This window comes from Rhodococcus sp. BH4 (genome assembly GCF_002079265.1).
Classification (GTDB): Bacteria; Actinomycetota; Actinomycetes; order Mycobacteriales; family Mycobacteriaceae; genus Rhodococcus_F; species Rhodococcus_F qingshengii.
The window spans coordinates 5,392,056-5,408,906 of sequence record NZ_CP014941.1 but is presented as its reverse complement, the minus strand read 5'-3'; the positions used below and the strand labels follow the sequence as shown (position 1 = coordinate 5,408,906).

At 63.0% G+C, this 16,851-nt stretch carries 17 protein-coding genes; 7 read left to right on the top strand and 10 right to left on the bottom strand.

Going from position 1 to position 16,851, the window contains the following annotated elements:
• Nucleotides 1–3 precede the first annotated feature (3 nt).
• Nucleotides 4–531, bottom strand: coding sequence for a nuclear transport factor 2 family protein (locus A0W34_RS24955; RefSeq protein ID WP_003939692.1), 528 nt, complete (start codon nucleotides 529–531; stop codon nucleotides 4–6).
• Between the two features lie 125 nt (nucleotides 532–656).
• Here A0W34_RS24955 and A0W34_RS24950 point away from each other — a divergent pair, with 125 nt between their 5' ends.
• Nucleotides 657–1,562, top strand: coding sequence for an amidohydrolase family protein (locus A0W34_RS24950; RefSeq protein WP_172403435.1), 906 nt, complete (start codon nucleotides 657–659; stop codon nucleotides 1,560–1,562).
• A gap of 22 nt (nucleotides 1,563–1,584) precedes the next feature.
• Here the strand turns inward: A0W34_RS24950 and A0W34_RS24945 are convergent, their stop codons facing one another.
• Both A0W34_RS24945 and A0W34_RS24940 read right to left on the bottom strand, forming a co-directional pair.
• Entirely contained in the window at nucleotides 1,585–2,328 is a 744-nt protein-coding gene (locus A0W34_RS24945) for an SDR family NAD(P)-dependent oxidoreductase (protein ID WP_030537180.1), read from the bottom strand.
• A 26-nt stretch (nucleotides 2,329–2,354) separates the two neighbouring features.
• On the bottom strand, nucleotides 2,355–3,293 hold the full coding sequence (locus A0W34_RS24940; protein WP_007729451.1) for a 3-oxoacyl-ACP reductase: 939 nt from the start codon (nucleotides 3,291–3,293) through the stop codon (nucleotides 2,355–2,357).
• A gap of 369 nt (nucleotides 3,294–3,662) precedes the next feature.
• Between A0W34_RS24940 and A0W34_RS24935 the strand changes: the two genes are divergently transcribed.
• Nucleotides 3,663–5,258 (top strand): acyl-CoA synthetase, encoded by a 1,596-nt coding sequence (locus A0W34_RS24935; protein WP_081558447.1) that lies wholly within the window; start codon nucleotides 3,663–3,665, stop codon nucleotides 5,256–5,258.
• A gap of 56 nt (nucleotides 5,259–5,314) precedes the next feature.
• On the opposite strand, the gene A0W34_RS24930 is transcribed toward A0W34_RS24935, so the two are convergent.
• From A0W34_RS24930 to A0W34_RS24920, 3 genes are all read right to left on the bottom strand, one after another.
• The gene (locus A0W34_RS24930) at nucleotides 5,315–6,562 is read right to left on the bottom strand and encodes an Nramp family divalent metal transporter (RefSeq protein WP_081558446.1); all 1,248 of its coding nucleotides are present in this window, start codon (nucleotides 6,560–6,562) and stop codon (nucleotides 5,315–5,317) included.
• Between the two features lie 129 nt (nucleotides 6,563–6,691).
• A complete protein-coding gene (locus tag A0W34_RS24925) occupies nucleotides 6,692–7,183 on the bottom strand; it encodes a nuclear transport factor 2 family protein (protein ID WP_003939809.1) in 492 nt (163 codons plus the stop codon).
• A 32-nt stretch (nucleotides 7,184–7,215) separates the two neighbouring features.
• Entirely contained in the window at nucleotides 7,216–8,091 is an 876-nt protein-coding gene (locus A0W34_RS24920; protein WP_003940045.1) for a TIGR03619 family F420-dependent LLM class oxidoreductase, read from the bottom strand.
• 138 nt (nucleotides 8,092–8,229) lie between these two features.
• On the opposite strand from A0W34_RS24920, the gene A0W34_RS24915 reads away from it, so the two are divergent.
• The 4 genes from A0W34_RS24915 to bphC all read left to right on the top strand — a co-directional run bounded on the left by A0W34_RS24915 (nucleotide 8,230) and on the right by bphC (nucleotide 12,390).
• Nucleotides 8,230–9,138, top strand: a complete 909-nt coding sequence (locus tag A0W34_RS24915; protein ID WP_003940451.1) for an IclR family transcriptional regulator — start codon at nucleotides 8,230–8,232, stop codon at nucleotides 9,136–9,138.
• A gap of 76 nt (nucleotides 9,139–9,214) precedes the next feature.
• Entirely contained in the window at nucleotides 9,215–10,084 is an 870-nt protein-coding gene (locus A0W34_RS24910) for an alpha/beta fold hydrolase (protein ID WP_003940235.1), read from the top strand.
• A 171-nt stretch (nucleotides 10,085–10,255) separates the two neighbouring features.
• Nucleotides 10,256–11,434 (top strand): acyl-CoA dehydrogenase family protein, encoded by a 1,179-nt coding sequence (locus A0W34_RS24905; RefSeq protein WP_003940250.1) that lies wholly within the window; start codon nucleotides 10,256–10,258, stop codon nucleotides 11,432–11,434.
• 35 nt (nucleotides 11,435–11,469) lie between these two features.
• Nucleotides 11,470–12,390: a biphenyl-2,3-diol 1,2-dioxygenase gene (gene bphC / locus A0W34_RS24900; RefSeq protein ID WP_003940493.1), complete on the top strand. Its 921-nt coding sequence runs from the start codon at nucleotides 11,470–11,472 to the stop codon at nucleotides 12,388–12,390.
• Between the two features lie 64 nt (nucleotides 12,391–12,454).
• Here bphC and A0W34_RS24895 read toward each other — a convergent pair whose 3' ends face one another.
• The 3 genes from A0W34_RS24895 to A0W34_RS24885 all read right to left on the bottom strand — a co-directional run bounded on the left by A0W34_RS24895 (nucleotide 12,455) and on the right by A0W34_RS24885 (nucleotide 15,324).
• Nucleotides 12,455–13,768, bottom strand: a complete 1,314-nt coding sequence (locus A0W34_RS24895) for a bifunctional o-acetylhomoserine/o-acetylserine sulfhydrylase (protein ID WP_019745377.1) — start codon at nucleotides 13,766–13,768, stop codon at nucleotides 12,455–12,457.
• Between the two features lie 37 nt (nucleotides 13,769–13,805).
• Entirely contained in the window at nucleotides 13,806–14,321 is a 516-nt protein-coding gene (locus A0W34_RS24890; protein WP_007732784.1) for an OsmC family protein, read from the bottom strand.
• 241 nt (nucleotides 14,322–14,562) lie between these two features.
• Nucleotides 14,563–15,324 carry an enoyl-CoA hydratase-related protein gene (locus tag A0W34_RS24885; RefSeq protein ID WP_064443711.1) on the bottom strand — a complete coding sequence of 254 codons (762 nt, stop codon included), beginning with the start codon at nucleotides 15,322–15,324 and terminating at the stop codon, nucleotides 14,563–14,565.
• Between the two features lie 117 nt (nucleotides 15,325–15,441).
• On the opposite strand from A0W34_RS24885, the gene A0W34_RS24880 reads away from it, so the two are divergent.
• Nucleotides 15,442–16,035, top strand: coding sequence for a TetR/AcrR family transcriptional regulator (locus A0W34_RS24880; protein WP_003940428.1), 594 nt, complete (start codon nucleotides 15,442–15,444; stop codon nucleotides 16,033–16,035).
• Here A0W34_RS24880 and A0W34_RS24875 read toward each other — a convergent pair whose 3' ends face one another.
• A complete protein-coding gene (locus A0W34_RS24875) occupies nucleotides 16,036–16,638 on the bottom strand; it encodes a TetR/AcrR family transcriptional regulator (protein ID WP_030536953.1) in 603 nt (200 codons plus the stop codon).
• Nucleotides 16,639–16,851: the final 213 nt, after the last annotated feature.

Sequence of the window (16,851 nt, the reverse complement as noted above, 5' to 3'; positions counted from 1 at the left end):
TCGTCACAGCGCTTTCATGAATCGGAAGAATCCGGGGTCCTGGTCGACACGGAGCCGGGTGAGGGTTCGGTAGCTGATCAGCCACTTGCCGTCTTCTTTGCGGTATTTCTCGTGGTAGTGGCCGTAGCCGTGTAGGTGCAGTTCTTTCTCGCCGTCGTTCCACCACAGCATGTCCTCCATCGCCCAGATGCCGGTTGCGGTGGTGGGCGAGGTCAGCACGATTTCGGGAGTGTGTGCGTGGTGCGCCGTGGTGAGGGGGATGTCGCCGTCGAGCATGTTCCGAATTGCCGCGGTGAGTTTGTCGATGCCCACTACCTGGTTCGAGGTGTCGCCGGTCTTGGGTTGCTTGTCTGTCGGGAGTCCGCCCCACGTCTCGCTGACGACGTCTGCGGTGTGCAGGGTTGGGTAGACGTGCCACTGCTTGGTGTCCATGCAGCGTAGGCGCGCGGCGAACACACGCTTGATTTCCTCGATTGCGAGCAGTTCCTCGACGGCACTGATCGACCCCACTTCGGACTCGGCCTGAGACATTCAACCTCCAACGGTGATCGGCAAGATGGGTTCACATTCGGGTGCTCCGGGCGGGCCGTCAACGACCTGTCCCGGTGAGCGCGACGGCACTCGGTATGGTCGAGCGAACGAAAGGGGTGTCAGACGTGTGTACCGAAGAGGTCCCATCGACTGGACCGGAGGAGATCGCCGAGGTTCGGGCTTTTTGGCGCGAGTTGGGTGTTCCTGGCGTGATCGACGTCCATACCCATTTCATGCCGAAGAGCGTCATGGACAAGGTGTGGGGTTACTTCGATTCGGCGGGACCGATGATCGGTCGTCCTTGGCCCATCGCCTACCGACTTGCCGAGGAGGAGCGGGTACACCGTCTCCGCGAGTTCGGTGTCCGGGCTTTCACGTCGATGATCTACCCGCACAAGCACGCGATGGCAGAGTGGCTCAATCAGTGGGCCGTCGAATTTGCCGCGCAAACACCTGATTGCCTGCACACGGCCACGTTCTATCCCGAGGAGTCGGCGGCGTCGTACGTCGGAAAGGCCCTGGATTCGGGCGCGCGAATCTTCAAGTCCCACATCCAGGTCGGAAACTACGACCCGAACGACCCTCTGCTCGACAAGGTCTGGGGTCAGCTCGAGGACTCCGAGACGCCCATCGTGATCCATTGTGGATCGGGACCGGCGCCGGGGGAGTACACGGGACCTGATCGCATTGCTTCGCTGCTCGCACGGTACCCGCGCCTGTCGTTGATCGTCGCCCACATGGGGATGCCCGAGTACAGCGAATTCCTCGATCTGGCAGAGGCTTACGGCAATGTCCGCCTGGATACGACCATGGCGTTCACCGACTTCACGGAAGAGCAGTGTGCCTTCCCGAAGGCGGACGTATCACGGCTCGTCGACATGCAGGACCGGATTCTGTTCGGTAGCGACTTCCCGAACATTCCGTACCCGTATCTCACAGCCTTGCAAGCGGTTACGCGCTTCGATCTCGGAGACGAATGGCTGCGAGCCGTCGTGCACGACAACGCTGCGAAACTCTTCTCGGTGAGCTGAGCCCACCGAGAAGTATTTCGACTCAGCGCAATTTGATGCTGCCGCCGTCGGCCATCAACGTCTGTCCGGTCATGTACTTGGAATCGTCGCTCGCCAGGAATACCACGACGGGAGCGATGTCGGTTTCGGGATCACCGATGCGTCCGAGAGGCACCTTGGCAACCGATGCGGCTGCGCGCTCAGGGAAGGCTTCCTGCCACTTGACGACGCCTTCGGTGGCGGCGAACGGGCAGACCACGTTGACCCGAATGCCTTCCGGCGCCCACTCGTTGGCGACGACGCGCGTCAGGCCTCGCACAGCTTCCTTGGCCGCAGCGTAGGACGTCTGGGTCGGCATTCCGTCCAAACCTGAACCCGACGCGAAGTTGACGACCGAACCCTTGGTCTTCGCGAGTTCGTCGTGGCACGCCTGCATGAGGTGGACAACGGGGTAGAAACCGGTGTTGAAGGACAGGTCGAACATGTCCTGCGTGGTTTCGAGCAACGGAGCCTGACGGGACGCGTGAGCGTTGTTCACCAGGATGTCGAGCTTGCCGAAAGCCTCGAGCGCGGCGTCACGGATCTGCTCGGCCGAACCGGCGGCAGCAAGGTCGACGTTCAGGAACTTGCCGGAGCCGGCCAGTTCTTGTTCGAGGGCCTGGCCCTGCTCGTCGTTGATGTCGACGAACAGGACCTTCGCGCCTTCACGGGCGAAGACTCGGGTGATGGCACGACCGATTCCACCGGCGCCGCCGGTGACGATCGCTACCTTGCCGTTCAACCTCATGAAACGCTCCTCTTTGTAAGTGCTGCTCAAACTGTTGCGGTCTCGTCGACTGCAAGTGCAATCTTTTCGAGGCCGGCGATGCTGTAGGCGGCGTAGGTCTCGTACGGCCCACGGCCGGAGAAGTAAGACGAGAGCTGGCCACCGAGTTCTTCGACGGTGAACGCGGATCCGGCTGCGTCGAAACGGTTCTCGACCTTGGGTGCTTCCATCAACGCCACCATCTTGCCGTAGACGACGAAGACCTGTCCGTTGATCTCGTCGGAATCGGGGGATGCGAGGTAGCTGACCAGGGTCGCGACGCGCTCGGGTGCAAGCGGATCGAGGCCGACGACGCCGGTGTTGTTCTCGCCGAAGGCTTCTGCCGTCATGGCGGTGCGGGCACGAGGGCAGATCGCGTTGGTGCGGACGCCGTAGCGGGAGAGACCTGCTGCGCTCGAGAGCGTCAGCGCGGTGATACCGGCCTTGGCTGCCGAGTAGTTGGGCTGCCCGGCGCTGCCGAAGAGGAAAGCCTCGGAAGAGGTGTTGATGATGCGGCCGTAGACCGGTGCGTCGGCTGCCTTGCTGGCTGCGCGCCAGTGGACTGCGGCTGCGTGCGAGGTGGCCGCGTGGCCCTTGAGGTGCACGCGGATGACGTCGTCCCAATCGGATTCGGTCAGGTTGAAGATCATCTTGTCGCGCAGGATGCCTGCATTGTTGACGAGGATGTCGAAGGATCCGAAGTTCTTGACAGCCTCTTCGATGATGCGCCCGCCGAGCGACCAGTCGGAGACGTCGCCGGTGATGGCGAGTGCCTGTCCACCTGCGGCCTTGATCTCGTCGACCACGTCGTTGGCCGCTGCACCCATGTCGTTGACGATGACGGCTGCACCGGCAGCCGCGAGTCCGAGTGCTTCGGCGCGACCCAGGCCGGCGCCGGCGCCGGTGACGGCGGCAACTTTGCCTTCCAAGCTCAGTGATTGCGTCATGTCGTGCTCCTTCGATCCGGGCGGTCGGGTACGTCTTGCAGAATTAGTATTCATTCTAATTTGAAGTCGAGAGTTCGGTAGTCGTTCCGAAAAAATCATTCGAGCGAAATCAGAATTAGTTCTAGTTTTGAACAGAAGTTTGGCCGACTGAGGAGGAGTCTCACTCAGCGGGAGCGGTGATCTGGGTCACGAGCGCTGCATGCCACCTTGGGGCGACGCGGCGATCCCACCGCGTACGCGTTTGCGTCACCACCGATCCGCTCAGTTCTCGGCCACATTCGTCGGCTCCAGGGTCGGATAGTTCTCACCGAAAACGCAGTACGGTCGGCCCCGAATTCACCGGGCCGGACATCAAGGAAGGCACCAGCAGTGTCACTGAATTTGGCAGATCTGTACGAGGGCATCTCGGATCTGATTCCGGACCGCACGGCGCTCGTGTGCGATGGTCGTCGTCGCACATACGTCGAGCTGGACGAGGGCTCGAATCGCATCGCCCGCCACCTGGCGAGTGTCGGTGTCGGGCCCGGCGATCACGTTGCTCTGCACATGCGCAACAGCATCGAGTTCGTCGAGAGTTTGCTCGGGTGCCTCAAGATTCGCGCGGTCCCGATCAACGTCAACTATCGCTACGTCGACGCCGAACTGACCTATCTGTACAACGATTCGCAGTCGGTAGCACTGATCGTGGACGAGGAGTTCGTTTCCGTCGTGGAGACGGTTCTCCCGGCCGCGCCCGGCATCAAGCACGTCGTTGTCGTCGGCGAGTCAGCCGTCCGCGATATCGAAGGCGTCGACGTCGTTCGATTTGCCGACGCTGCCGCGGAGCAGGCCGCCACTCGTGACTTCGCGCCCCGCAGCAACGACGACCTCTTTGTCATCTACACCGGCGGCACGACGGGGATGCCCAAGGGTGTCATGTGGCGTCATGAAGACTTCTACTTCGCGGCGCTCACCGGCGGAAATCCGTTCGGTCCGCCGCACACGACCGCTGAGGCTCTGTTCGCCGCGGTGCCGAACGTCCCCGCGATGAACATGCTCAGTACCGCACCCCTGATGCACGGTGCGGCGTCGTACTCGCTGTTCACCGGATTCTTCATGGGCGCCAACGCAATTCTCATGGCGCGGTTCGACGCGAAGGCGACGCTGCAGCTCGCCGGAAGTGAGAAGGCCGTCTCCATCACCGTCGTCGGAGACGCGATGGCACGTCCGCTCGCAGACGAATTGGCAGCAAACGCAGCAGATTACGACCTCAGCACGGTCGGAATGGTCTCGTCCGGCGGAGCCTTGTTCTCGCTCTCACTGCGGGAGCAGCTCAAGTCGATGCTTCCGAACCTGGTGATCCGCGACGGATTCGGCTCCTCGGAGTCGGGCGTCGACGGCAATCTGGAGATCGGCGAAGACGGCCTGATGCGCATCGCCGCTCGCGACGAGACCCGCGTCGTGGACGAAAGGATGCGGCCGCTGGAGCCGGGATCGCCCGAGACCGGTTACATCGCTCGCAGCGGTCACGTGCCGGTCGGCTACTTCAATGATCCGGTCAAGACCGCGGCTACGTTCCCGGTGATCGACGGGGTGCGGATGTCGGTGCTCGGCGACGTCGGGCGCGTGGAAGCCGACGGCTCGATCGTCTTGCTGGGGCGTGGTTCTCAGTGCATCAACACCGGCGGGGAGAAGGTGTATCCGGAAGAGGTCGAGCAGGCGCTCAAGAGTCACCCGGCGGTGCTCGACGCTTTGGTCGCGGGAATTCCGGATGCGAAGTTCGGTGAGCGCGTCGCTGCGGTCATCACGACCCGCGAAGGCTTCGACGTCCCGGACGCTGCCGAGATCGGTGAGCATTGCGCGTCGCAGGTCGCTCGGTACAAAGTGCCGCGCACCGTCATGAACGTTCCGTCGATCAGGCGTTCTCCCAGCGGAAAGGCCGACTATCGCTGGGCCAAGGCCACTCTCGCCGAGCAAGTCTCCTAGTCCGGCCGGAGCCGTCCAGCGCGTTTGTGAGGGACGCGTTGGGTGGCTCCGGTGCTCTAGCCTGTCACCGTCAGAACCAGCAGAGCGACGTTGAGTGCAACGATCAAGCCCGCCGCAATCCACGCCGCGACGGTCGTGAGCGGGGCATTGCGCGCGTCGCCCATGAGTTCGGGGTCCGAGGTCATTCGCACCAGCGGGATGATCGCGAAGGGGATGCACAGGCTCAAGACCACTTGGCTGAGCACGAGCGCCAGCGTCGGGTCGACGCCGAGTCCGAGCAAGATCAGTGCCGGGATGAGCGTGACGATCCGGCGTGTGATCACCGGAATGCGAATGGCCAGAAGACCATGCATGATCTCGGCGCCGGCCGCGCATCCCACGGAGGTTGACGCGAGTCCGGAGGCGAGGAGGCCGATCGCGAACACCACGGCTATGCCCGGGCCGAGCGAATTCTCGATCGCGGCATGCGCGCCGTCGATGGTGTCGGTGCCGGGTACTCCGCGCAGCGCCGAAGCGGCCAGCAGCAGCATGCCGATGTTCACGCCACCGGCGATGATCAACGCGACGACGACATCCCAACGGGTGACTTTGAGTAGTCGCTGCAACCGTGGGCCGGGTTTGATGTGGCCGTGGCGATCACGTGCCAATGCGGAGTGAAGGTAGATCGCGTGCGGCATGACCGTTGCTCCGAGCATGCTGGCGGCGAGCAGTACGGTCTCGGTTCCTTCGAAGCGGGGGACCAGTCCGGCGACGGCCTCGCTGCCGGAGACGTCGGTGAAGGCGAGCCCGGTCAGGAAGCCGATGGTGATGATGGCCAGCAATCCCATGACCACGAACTCGAAAGTGCGCTGTCCGCGCCGACTTTGGATCGTCAGGATGACCATCGACACGCATCCGGTGATCAGTCCGCCGAGGAAGAGCGGGATGTTGAAGAGCAGGTTGAGTGCGATGGCGCCGCCGATGACTTCGGCGACGTCGGTCGCGATCGCCATCATCTCGGCCTGGAGCCAGAAGGCGCGGCGGTTGTTCTTACGCAGGCGCTGACCCAGCATTTCGGGCAGGGATCTGCCGGAGACGAGACCGAGTTTCGCGGACAGATACTGCACGAGGACGGCCATCGCGTTGGCGAGTACGAGTACCCAGATGAGGAGGTAGCCGTACTTGGCGCCGGCGGTGAGGTTGGCGGCGACGTTGCCCGGATCGACGTACGCGATTGCCGCGACGAACGCCGGACCGAGCAGGGCGATGGATCTCCCCGTGGGTCGTCGGCGCGGAGTCGTCGGCTCTTGCGTACTGGTGCTCATCGGTCTCCTGGTCACACGTACTCGGACCTGTTGGTTCGAATACGTGAACTATAGAGTTCGGGGAGCCGAACTTTCAACAGCTGTGCGCGGTCAGCGACCGCAGAGGGTCCCTAACCGCGCACAGGCCGGTTAGGCCGTCACGCCGGCAGCCAGGAGAGCGCGAGCCTCGGGTCGGCCGTCGAGGAGGGCGTTGGTACGCAGTTCGACCTTCCACTCGCCATCCGTCTTGATCAGTTCCCAGCGGTTCGCGGTGATGCGGAGGACCTTGAATCCCGTCGGGTTCTCGGGGTCTTTGATGACCAACTGCGAATGGCAGGTCGCGACGGCCTTGTTGCCGTCGATGCGGATGTGCGCGGGTGTCATCATGTGAGCCGCGCCGTTCATGATCCAGTTCTGGTGTGAGGCGCTGTGAACCATCGCGCGCAGTTCGCCGCGGCCGTGCATCGCACCGGTATCGACGTCGTAGACGCCGTCCTCGAGCCACAGGTTCGCGACCTCGTCGGCTGATCCGCTGTCGACGGCAGGGCTGTATGTGGTCAGCAGTTCGGTGATCGCGAGCTTGTCCTCGAGCAATTCCACTCGGGCGAGCAGGGATTCGATCAGGGCGGTCGAGTCGGTCATCGGTACGTCCTTTGCATTGAATTGTCGGGGAATCAGGAAGTGGTGAAAGAAAAGCCCTCGGCGAGGGCGATTCGGTGAAGTTCTTCGAGTTGTTCGCAGTAGTGCTCGACGCTTCGAGCGCCGACTGAGCAGCTGGCGATGGTCGCCCCGGCGTCACGGACGCGAGTCAAGGCGCGAAGGGTGGATTCGCGATTGCCGAGAGGATCGAGCGGCGCACCGGCGGGAAGCACCACGTCGAATCCGTCGGGGAGCGTCGTGGCATCGAGCATTTCCTTCAGTTCGGAGAATCGCAGCCCGAACGGCACCCACCCGTCGCCGTGTGTGGTGGCCCGGCGCAGCGATCTCTTGGTCCGGCCGCCGATCCACAGCGGCACCCGTTTCTGGACGGCGTGGGGTTCGACGACAAATCCGGAGTAGTCGTAGAACTCGCCGTGATACTCCGGAGTCGGCGTCGACAGTGATGCCCGAAGTGCGGCCAAGGCATCGTCAGCGCGCGCTCCTCGGTCGGCAAATGGAGCATTTATGAGATCGAATTCTTGTTTCAGAGTCCCCACCCCGAGGCCGAGTATCAGGCGTCCATTGCTGACGCGATCAAGCGTTCCGTAACGCTTGGCGATCTCGAGGGGGTGGTGGTAGCCCAACACCAGCACCTGGGTCGCCAGCAGGATTCGTGATGTACGCGCGGCGAGAAAACCAAGGGTGGCGAGCGGATCCCAGTAGGTTCCGCCGCGCTCGGCGGCAATCTCCTCGGGGACCGCCACGTGTTCACTGCAGGTCAGATGATGGAAACCGAGTCGATCCGCCGTGGCGGCCACTGTGGCGATCTCGCCGATGTCAGCACTTGCCTCCCACTCCGAGCGCGTGCTCGGGTGCTGAATCAGGACCGGCGTGACGATTCCCAGGTGCATCGGGCGTTTATAGCGTCCCCACTCGCCCAGCGGCAGGTGAATTACCGCTGATCGGGATCGAAAAGATCGATTCACTTTCCAGAAACTGTGACCTGGGTTATAGTCGGTAGAATCAATTCCAGTTTTCGGGAGGCGTCCATGACCATTGTTGACATGAACGACACACTGTCCACCGTCCAGACTGCCGGTGGGCAACCCAAGAAGGATCTGCCGCCGTCGATGGTCGAGCGGATGACACTGATTCTCGACGCCTTCGACGGCCGCGCCGCGCGGCTGACGCTGGAAGAGGTCGCGTGCCGTACTCAGTTGCCGCGCTCCACGGTCCACCGCATTCTCGATCAGCTGGTCAAGCTGGACTGGGTCGATCACGCATCGTTCGGCTACTGCCTCGGGCGTCGCGCGCTCGGCCTCGGTGGTGGCGACGGCGGCCACAGCCAGATCCGCGAAGCCGCTGCACCGCTTCTGCACGAACTGCACCTGCAGACCGGCATGGTCGTTCACCTGTCGGTGCTCGACGGACGCGAGAGCGTCTATCTCGACAAGGTCGGCGGACGATTCGCCGCGGCGCTCCCGTCCCGCGTCGGCGGCAGAGTGCTCGCTCATTCGACGGCTGGTGGCAAGGCGATGCTGGCGTGGATCGACCCTGAGCGCGTCGACGCTCTGTTCGGGTCTTCTCTTCCCCGCTGTACCGAGAACACGATCACCGACGTCGCTGTGCTCCATCAGGAACTGAACCGCATCCGTCAGCGTCGGGGACTGGCCTTCGAACGCGGGGAGTCGGCGCGTGGAGTCGCTTGTGTGGCTTCGGCAATTCGCGGACACGAGGGTCCCGTCGGCAGCATCGCGTTGTGTGGTGACATGCGGACCGCTCAGCTCGAGCGAGTTGCTCCGCTGGTCGTCGACGCGGCTCGCGAGGTCTCGCGGACGCTGTACCCCGAACTGGGTGCTCCTCGCCGCGGCCGCAAAACGCCTCCCGTTCCGACCAATACGTTCTCGGCGGAGACGATGGATCGCCTGCTGGCAGCGTCGTCCGACCACTGGATCTGACGTATTTTGATCGACTTGTCTCGCTGATCGGGACGAGTCATAGCAGCTCAGCGGTACTGATGGCACCGTTCGGACCATGACGACTGAACTGAGCTACGAGGGAACTCTGAAGGAACTGCAGACCGATCTCGGTGTGCTCCGGTACCACGAAGCCGGCGACGGCCCGCCGCTCCTGCTGCTGCACGGATCGGGCCCCGGCGTCACCGGTTGGCGTAACTACCGCGGCGTTCTCGCGGACTTCGCGAAGCACTTCCACTGCTACGTTCTCGAGTTCCCCGGATTCGGCGTCAGCGATCCCGGCCCCGACCATCCGATGATGATGGCGCAGGCGTCGGTCGGGATGTTCCTCGACGGCCTCGGCCTCGGCCCGGTCCACATGATCGGTAACTCCATGGGCGGCATCGTCGCCACCAAGGTCGCGATCGACGAGCCGCACCGGGTGAGCAAGCTCGTCACCATCGGCGGCATGGGAAAGAACACCTTCTCGCCGGGCCCCGGTGAAGGCATCAAACTCCTCATGGAGTTCACCGACAACCCCACCCGCGAAGCTCTGGTCCGCTGGTTGCATTCGATGGTCTTCGACCGCGCCGTCGTCACCGAGCAGCTCATCGAAGAGCGTTGGGCCCTGGCCACCGAGCCGACGACGCTCGAGATCGCCCGTCGTATGTACAGCAGCAAGGCCATGGCCGCCATGGGCGCGGCTGCCGCCGCGTCGACCGCCGTGCCGTACTGGGCGCAGCTGAACAAGATCAAGGCGCCGACACTGTTGACCTGGGGACGCGATGACCGCGTCAGCCCCGTGGACATGGCGATTCTGCCGATGCGCGACATCCCCAACGGCGAAGTTCACATCTTCCCCAACTGCGGACACTGGACGATGATCGAAGCTCGCGACGCCTGGGTCGCCTCCGTGCTGGCATTTCTGACGCGTCCAGAAGGCAAGTAAGGCCCGTGCGCCTTTTTGGTAGCCCCCACTACCAAAAAGGCGCACAGGGGTGCTCCCACTCACCGGGAAGCGTTTCTGCACTTCGGTGGGCTACCTGCCACCGTTTCACCAACAGATTTTCATTCTGCCCAGGCACTCGCCGGGTAGCGAAACCAGAAAGCCGGAAAAATCATGGGTCAGGTTCTGGACAACATCTCACAGTTCGCCGACGAGATCCGCGCCGACGGGGTCGAGGGCGACAAGCTGATGCGCTTGACGGACGGCAGCGCGAAGCGCTTGCGCGACTCCGGCGTCATCCGGATGTTCCAGCCGAAGGAGTTCGGAGGCCTCGAGGCACATCCGCGTGAATTCGCCGAGACGGCAATGGCTATCGGCGCGATGGACGGTGCCACCGGTTGGGTCAGCGGCATCGTCGGTGTTCATCCGTGGGAGCTTGCGTTCTTCGACCGCAAGGCTCAGGAAGAGGTGTGGGGAACCGATCCCGATACGTGGATGGCGTCACCGTATGCGCCGATGGGCGTGGCGAGGCCGGTCGAGGGTGGGTACATCCTCAACGGTCGTTGGTCGTTCTCGTCCGGCACCGATCACTGTGACTGGATCATGATCGGCGCGATGGTCGGTGACGAGTCCGGCAAGCCGTTGATGCCGCCGAAGCACCTGCACGTACTGCTGCCGCGCTCCGATTACGACATCGACCAGGACAGCTGGAATGTCGTGGGCCTGCGCGGAACCGGGTCGAAGGACCTGATCGTCAAGGACGCATTCCTGCCCACCTACCGCACGATCGACGCCGGAAAGGTGTACGACGGGACGGCGTGGAAGGAAGCGGGTCGTACGGAGACGTTGTACAAGTTCCCGTTCTCGTGCATTTTCCCGTTGGGGATCACCTCGTCGTTGATCGGTATCGCCGAGGGTGCGTTGGCGTGCAACATGGCGGCGCAGCGTGAGCGGGTGACGGTCAGTGGTGTTCCGATCAAGGAAGATCCGTACGTGCTGTTCGCGATCGGTGAGGCGGCGGCCGAGATCGCTGCTTCTCGGGCTGCGATCTTGGAGACGGTGGATCGTTTCTGGGACATGACGGAGAAGGGGCAGGAAGTTTCGTTCGAGCTTCGTGCGATCGGTCGCCGTACGCAGACTGCTGCGGCGTGGCGGGCGGTGCGTGCGGTGGACGAGATCTTTGCTCGTTCCGGTGGTGGGGCTTTGCAGTTGAACACGCCGATGCAGCGGTTCTGGCGTGACGCTCATGCCGGTCTCGCGCACGCGATCCATGTGCCTGGCTCCATCTTCCATGCGTCGACGCTCTCGCAGCTCGGCGGCGAACCGCAGGGTATCCACCGCTCGATGATCTAGTCCCACAAATACTTTCGAAGCAAGGACGGTTAGGCATGACTGAAATTCGGGGCCTGGGGTATCTCAGGATCCAAACGCAGGACGTGGCTCGCTGGCGCGAGCTCGTGGTCGACGGACTCGGCCTCGCGGTCGGTAGTGGCCCGGAAGCCGACGGCCTCTACTTGCGTCTGGACGAGCGTCGTGCGCGACTGATCGTCCTGCCCGGTGAGACGGACAAGGCTCTCGCAGTGGGCTGGGAAGTGCGAGATCAGTTCGCGCTCCAGCGTGTTCGTGAAGCAGTGGAGAAGGCCGGAGTCGAGGTCGAGGTTCTTTCCGAGGTCGACGCCAGCTACCGCGATGCCGAGCAGGTCATCGCATTCGACGATCCCAACGGCAACCGAGTCGAGGTCTTCTTCGGACCGGTACTCGACCACAGCCCGTTGGTCACCCCGCACGGCGGCCGTTTCGTCACCGGCGATCAGGGCCTCGGCCATGTGGTGCTTCCGGTTACGCGTTTCGACGAGGCATACACCTTCTACACCGAGGTGCTCGGATTCCTCCCGCGCGGTTCCATCCGTCTCGGCGGTATCGATGCGCCGCCGCCGGCTCGCCGCGTTCGCTTCATGGGTGTCAACCAGCGCCACCACAGCCTGGCGTTGTGCCCGGCGCCGCCGGTTGACGAGCCCGGTCTCGTGCACCTGATGATGGAAGCCGAGACTCTCGACGCCGTCGGTCAGGCTCTCGATCGTGTTGCCAAGCTCGGCTTCTCGATCTCCTCGACGTTGGGTCGCCACACGAACGACAAGATGGTGTCGTTCTACGTGCGCGCACCGGGTGGATGGGATCTGGAGTTCGGCTGCGAAGGCATGCTTGTCGACGAAGCCTTCTACACCGCTGAGGAAATCACGGCCGACAGCTACTGGGGCCATGACTGGTCCGAGAGTGAACCGCTGGCCGCGTTCACTCCCAAGAGCTAGCTCTTACGCAACGAAAAAGCTCGGTCCCAATGCATATCGGGGCCGAGCTTTTTCGTGCGATAGATCAGGAAGCTGCTGCGGCCAAACCGGTTTCGAGGTCGGCGAGAATGTCGTCGATCCCTTCGATGCCGACCGCAAGGCGGACGAGCCCCGGGGTGACGCCCGAAGCGAGCTGCTCCTCGGGGGTGAGCTGCGAGTGCGTCGTCGACGCGGGGTGGATGACGAGTGAGCGAACGTCGCCGATGTTGGCGACGTGGCTGTGCAACGTCAGTGCGTTGACGAACTTCTTGCCTGCGTCGACTCCACCGGCGAGCTCGAACGCGACGATGGCGCCGGTTCCCTTGGGAGCCAGCTGCTTTCCGCGCTCGTGCCAGGGCGAGGATTCCAGTCCGGCGTATGCGACCGACGTGACTTCGGCGCGGCCCTCGAGGAATTTCGCGACCTTCTGGGCGTTGGACACGTGGCGCTCGATGCGCAGGCTCAGTGTCTCGATACCCTGCGAGATGAGGAAGGCGTTGAACGGTGCGATGGCCGAGCCGAGGTCGCGCAGAAGCTGAACGCGTGCCTTGAGGGCGTAGGCGGGTGCGCCGAGATCGGCGAAGGTGACGCCGTGGTAGCTGGGGTCGGGGGTCGTGAAGTTGGTGTGGCGTCCCTGGGTCCAGTCGAAGGTGCCACCGTCGACGATGACGCCGGCGATCGCGGTGCCGTGTCCGCCAAGGTATTTGGTGGCGGAGTGGACGACGATGTCGGCGCCGTGCTTCAGCGGCTGAATGAGGTACGGAGTTGCGACCGTGTTGTCCACGATGAGCGGGATGCCGTGCTCATGGGCGACTGCGCTGATGCCGGGGATGTCGAACACGTCGTTCTTGGGGTTGGAGATGGTTTCGCCGTAGAACGCCTTGGTGTTCGGACGGATTGCCTCACGCCAGTGATCGAGGTTGTCCGGGTCCTCGACGAAGTCGACGGTGATACCGAGCTTGGGCAGCGTGTAGTGGAAGAGGTTGTACGTGCCGCCGTACAGGCGAGGGCTTGAGACGATGTGGTCCCCGGCCTCGGCGAGGTTGAGGATCGCGAAGGATTCGGCGGCCTGACCGGACGCAACCAGCAGAGCCGCGACTCCGCCTTCGAGGGCGGCGATGCGCTGCTCGACGGCGTCCTGCGTCGGGTTCATGATGCGGGTGTAGATGTTGCCCGGCTCGGCGAGGCCGAAGAGCGCCGCCGCATGGTCGGTGTTGTCGAAGACGTAGCTGGTGGTCTGGTAGATCGGAAGCGCCCGAGCGTTGGTAGCGCTGTCCGGGCCCTGTCCGGCGTGGACCTGCTTGGTTTCGAACGACCAATCGGCGGTCGGATCGGTATCGACGGGGGTGTTCTCGCTCATGAATTCATACTCCGTGGTGAAGGTGGGTTGGTGCGGGTCAGGCGGTTTCGACGACTGTATGCACTGGGACGGGATTGCGGGTGAGATCGAGTACGGGGCAGTGGGCGTCGACCGTTTCCTGCAGTTCCAGGTAGCGCTCGCGGGTTTCGGGGCCGGTCAGGGTGACGACCACGCGGACCTCGGAGAATCCCGGACGGACGGCGTCGTCGAAGCCGAAGAATCCACGAACGTCGAGGTCACCTTCGGCTCTGGCCGAGATGTCGTCGAGAGCGATACCGAGTTTGTCCGCCCAGACGCGGTAGGTGACCACCTGGCAGGAGAGCAGGGAAGCAAGGTAGTACTCGACAGGATTGGCTGCGGTGTTCTCGCCGCCGAGGGCCGGCGGCTCGTCGACCTCGACGCTGTACTTACCGAGAGAAATGGTGCTGGCAACGGCGTCGTGCGCCTGGGCGGAAGCCTTGAATACGACGTGCGCTTTGCTGGCGTCTTTGTCGATGGCGTCGGCGTTGGCTGCTACGACGGAACTCAGGTGTGAGATGGAGGCGGTGGTCATGACAGAAATGTCCCCTGATCTGGGTGTACATACGAGTATCGACGTGAGCGGCGCTCACGTCGTAGGTCCGATCAGTAGATCGGACACCCGGATGTACAGACATGCGCAAAGTCGACATGGCGCCGCCGCGTCAGCAGCGTGCCCGTCTCGTATGCGCCGATTCCCGTCACAGGAGAGACTGTAACCGGTTCATACCCTTTCCGACCAGACGTATAGGAAATCTGTCTCGGATTGTGGTCTGTCATGCGGGCGGCAGTCCGCTCCACCGGGGTGTCCGACGATTGGCGAAAGCGTCGAGTCCTTCGGCGATGTCCGGAGAGCGCAACACTGCGTCCTTGGCGTCGTCGGTGACCTTCCATCCGTCGGCGTCGGCGTCGGCGTAGAGAGCCTCGATGGCCTTCAGACTCAGACTCACGGAGGTGGGGGAGGACTCGCAGATCTCCGCTGCCATCACCAGTGCCTCGTCGAGTGCCTTACCAGGGGCAGTGACTGCATTGACGACGCCGAGGTCCTTTGCCCGTTCGGGATCGAGTGTGCGGCCGGTGATCAAGAGTTCGCGGGCGACGTTGATCGGAAGCGCGCGAGGCGCCCGAAAGAGTGCTCCGGACGTCGCAACCAGACCGCGTTTGGTTTCGGGAAGGCCGAATTGCGCTGTGGCGGAAGCGACGATCAGATCGCAGGCCAGTGCGATTTCGAAACCGCCACCAAGCGCGTAGCCCTCGACTGCAGCGATCAGGGGCTTGTTCCGCCGGCGCCGGATGACGCCGTACTCTCCGCCGCGAGGCATGCGGAGGTCGGCCCGCTCTCGGATATCGGTTCCGGCGCAAAAGATGTTGGGGGTTCCGGTGATGATGCCGACCCACAGATCAGGGTCGTCGTCGAGAATATTCAGCGCGGCTTCGATTCCCTCGGCAGTCTCACGGTTGATCGCGTTACGGCGTTCTTCGCGTTCGATCCTGACGATGAGAACGCGGTCATGGCGTTCGGTGGAAACAGTCGACATAATTGGACTGTAGTCCACCTATCGGAGGCGGAGGTGCGTCACCTGACGGGACGGACATTGGACACATTCCGGACTGTGGCGAAGACTGTGTTCTGAGGCGGAGAAGGGCAGGTCGACGTGATTTCCAAACGAGAACAGAACAAGCGCGATACCAACGACAGGTTGCTCTCGGCTGCTCGAATTCTGTTCTCGGCGCAGGGTTTCGCCAGCACGACCGTCGACGACATCGCCGAGCGAGCCGAGGTGTCGCGAGCCACCTTCTTCAATTACTTCCAGGGCAAGGACTCGGTTCTCGAGGCGCTGCACAGTGATCATCTCGATCAGCTTGCGGCACTGGTGGATCAGCTCATGGAATCGCCGATGCCGACTTCTGATCGGATCTCCCGGATTTTTCAGGACTTTGCGCAGCAAGCGATCATGCATCCGCGCTATCTGCGCATGGTGACTGCAGAACTCGAGCGCGACTTCGCCTCCTCCGGAGCGGGGGCGGCCCACGATCATCGGTTCCACGTGGAACTTCTCCGGATCGTCACTGCCGGTATCGAAGCCGGCGAAGTGAGATCGGACTACCCGCCGCTCTTTCTCGCACAGATGATCGGTGGTACGTACGGAGCGTTGGTCCGCTTCTGGCGGCAAGACGCCGATTACGACGTGGTCGGAGAATTCGATCGCGGAGCCAGGTACGTCGCGGAAGGCATCGCTGCTCGCTGATCAGGGAGTGGGCACTACCAGAGGCAGCATCTGCTGGACGCTCACCGAAAGATAGTTTGCGGCAGTCTGATCGCCGGACAGATGGCGCAGCAGGCTCTGCTGGAACAGGCCGTCGAAGATTGCGTACATCGCCGCCGAGGTGACCGATGCCTCTACGTCGAGAAGCTCGGCGTAGCGAGAAACAATGCGCCAGATCATGTTTTCGAGACTCTCGTCGATCGCGGCGACGTCGGCTCGGAACGACTCCTCGAACATCGACTGCGCGCGCAGGTCGTACCAGAGGCGGTGCATCGTGGGTTCTTCGATCATGGTCTCGGCGAGCAGTGCGCCGAAACCGGTTTTCAGTTCCTCCGGTGTCTTCGCGGTGGCGACGATGCCGTCGTAGCGGGTGACGCAGCGTGCCTTGTAGTGGCGCACGCAGTGGGTGATGAGATCGACCTTGTCGCTGAAGTAGTAGTGCAGGACGCCGTGGGAGAACTCCGAATTCTGGGCGATTTCGCGCAGGCTCGTGCGTGCGTAGCCCAATTCGGCCAGGGTTTGCAGTGCGGCCTCGGCGAGTTGATCACGTCGCTCGGAGAATTTGTCGACCTGGCGACGCGACACCTTGTCTGCGTTGGACCGCTTGGCGGAGTCGGACCGCTTCGCGGAGTCGGACTGCTGGCCCGGTGAGCTAGGTGCAGCCTTTTTCCCTGCCTCACTAGGCTTCTCGACTGTCGTGGTCACGATGGCACGTCCTGTTCCCTGCGGTTTCCACAGCGGCACGATCACCGCGTCCGAATCAGTGTAACCCCTGGTCTTTGACGAGCGTGTAACAAA

What these genes read in the sequence shown, in the direction of transcription:
- A0W34_RS24945 (WP_030537180.1), bottom strand. Translation starts at nt 2,328, where the DNA reads ATGAGGTTGAACGGCAAGGTAGCGATCGTCACCGGCGGCGCCGGTGGA.
- A0W34_RS24920 (WP_003940045.1), bottom strand. Translation starts at nt 8,091, where the DNA reads ATGCACCTGGGAATCGTCACGCCGGTCCTGATTCAGCACCCGAGCACG.
- A0W34_RS24925 (WP_003939809.1), bottom strand. Translation starts at nt 7,183, where the DNA reads ATGACCGACTCGACCGCCCTGATCGAATCCCTGCTCGCCCGAGTGGAA.
- A0W34_RS24885 (WP_064443711.1), bottom strand. Translation starts at nt 15,324, where the DNA reads ATGTCGACTGTTTCCACCGAACGCCATGACCGCGTTCTCATCGTCAGG.
- A0W34_RS24955 (WP_003939692.1), bottom strand. Translation starts at nt 531, where the DNA reads ATGTCTCAGGCCGAGTCCGAAGTGGGGTCGATCAGTGCCGTCGAGGAA.
- A0W34_RS24895 (WP_019745377.1), bottom strand. Translation starts at nt 13,768, where the DNA reads ATGAGCGAGAACACCCCCGTCGATACCGATCCGACCGCCGATTGGTCG.
- A0W34_RS24940 (WP_007729451.1), bottom strand. Translation starts at nt 3,293, where the DNA reads ATGACGCAATCACTGAGCTTGGAAGGCAAAGTTGCCGCCGTCACCGGC.
- bphC (WP_003940493.1), top strand. Translation starts at nt 11,470, where the DNA reads ATGACTGAAATTCGGGGCCTGGGGTATCTCAGGATCCAAACGCAGGAC.
- A0W34_RS24930 (WP_081558446.1), bottom strand. Translation starts at nt 6,562, where the DNA reads ATGAGCACCAGTACGCAAGAGCCGACGACTCCGCGCCGACGACCCACG.
- A0W34_RS24890 (WP_007732784.1), bottom strand. Translation starts at nt 14,321, where the DNA reads ATGACCACCGCCTCCATCTCACACCTGAGTTCCGTCGTAGCAGCCAAC.
- A0W34_RS24915 (WP_003940451.1), top strand. Translation starts at nt 8,230, where the DNA reads ATGACCATTGTTGACATGAACGACACACTGTCCACCGTCCAGACTGCC.
- A0W34_RS24905 (WP_003940250.1), top strand. Translation starts at nt 10,256, where the DNA reads ATGGGTCAGGTTCTGGACAACATCTCACAGTTCGCCGACGAGATCCGC.
- A0W34_RS24910 (WP_003940235.1), top strand. Translation starts at nt 9,215, where the DNA reads ATGACGACTGAACTGAGCTACGAGGGAACTCTGAAGGAACTGCAGACC.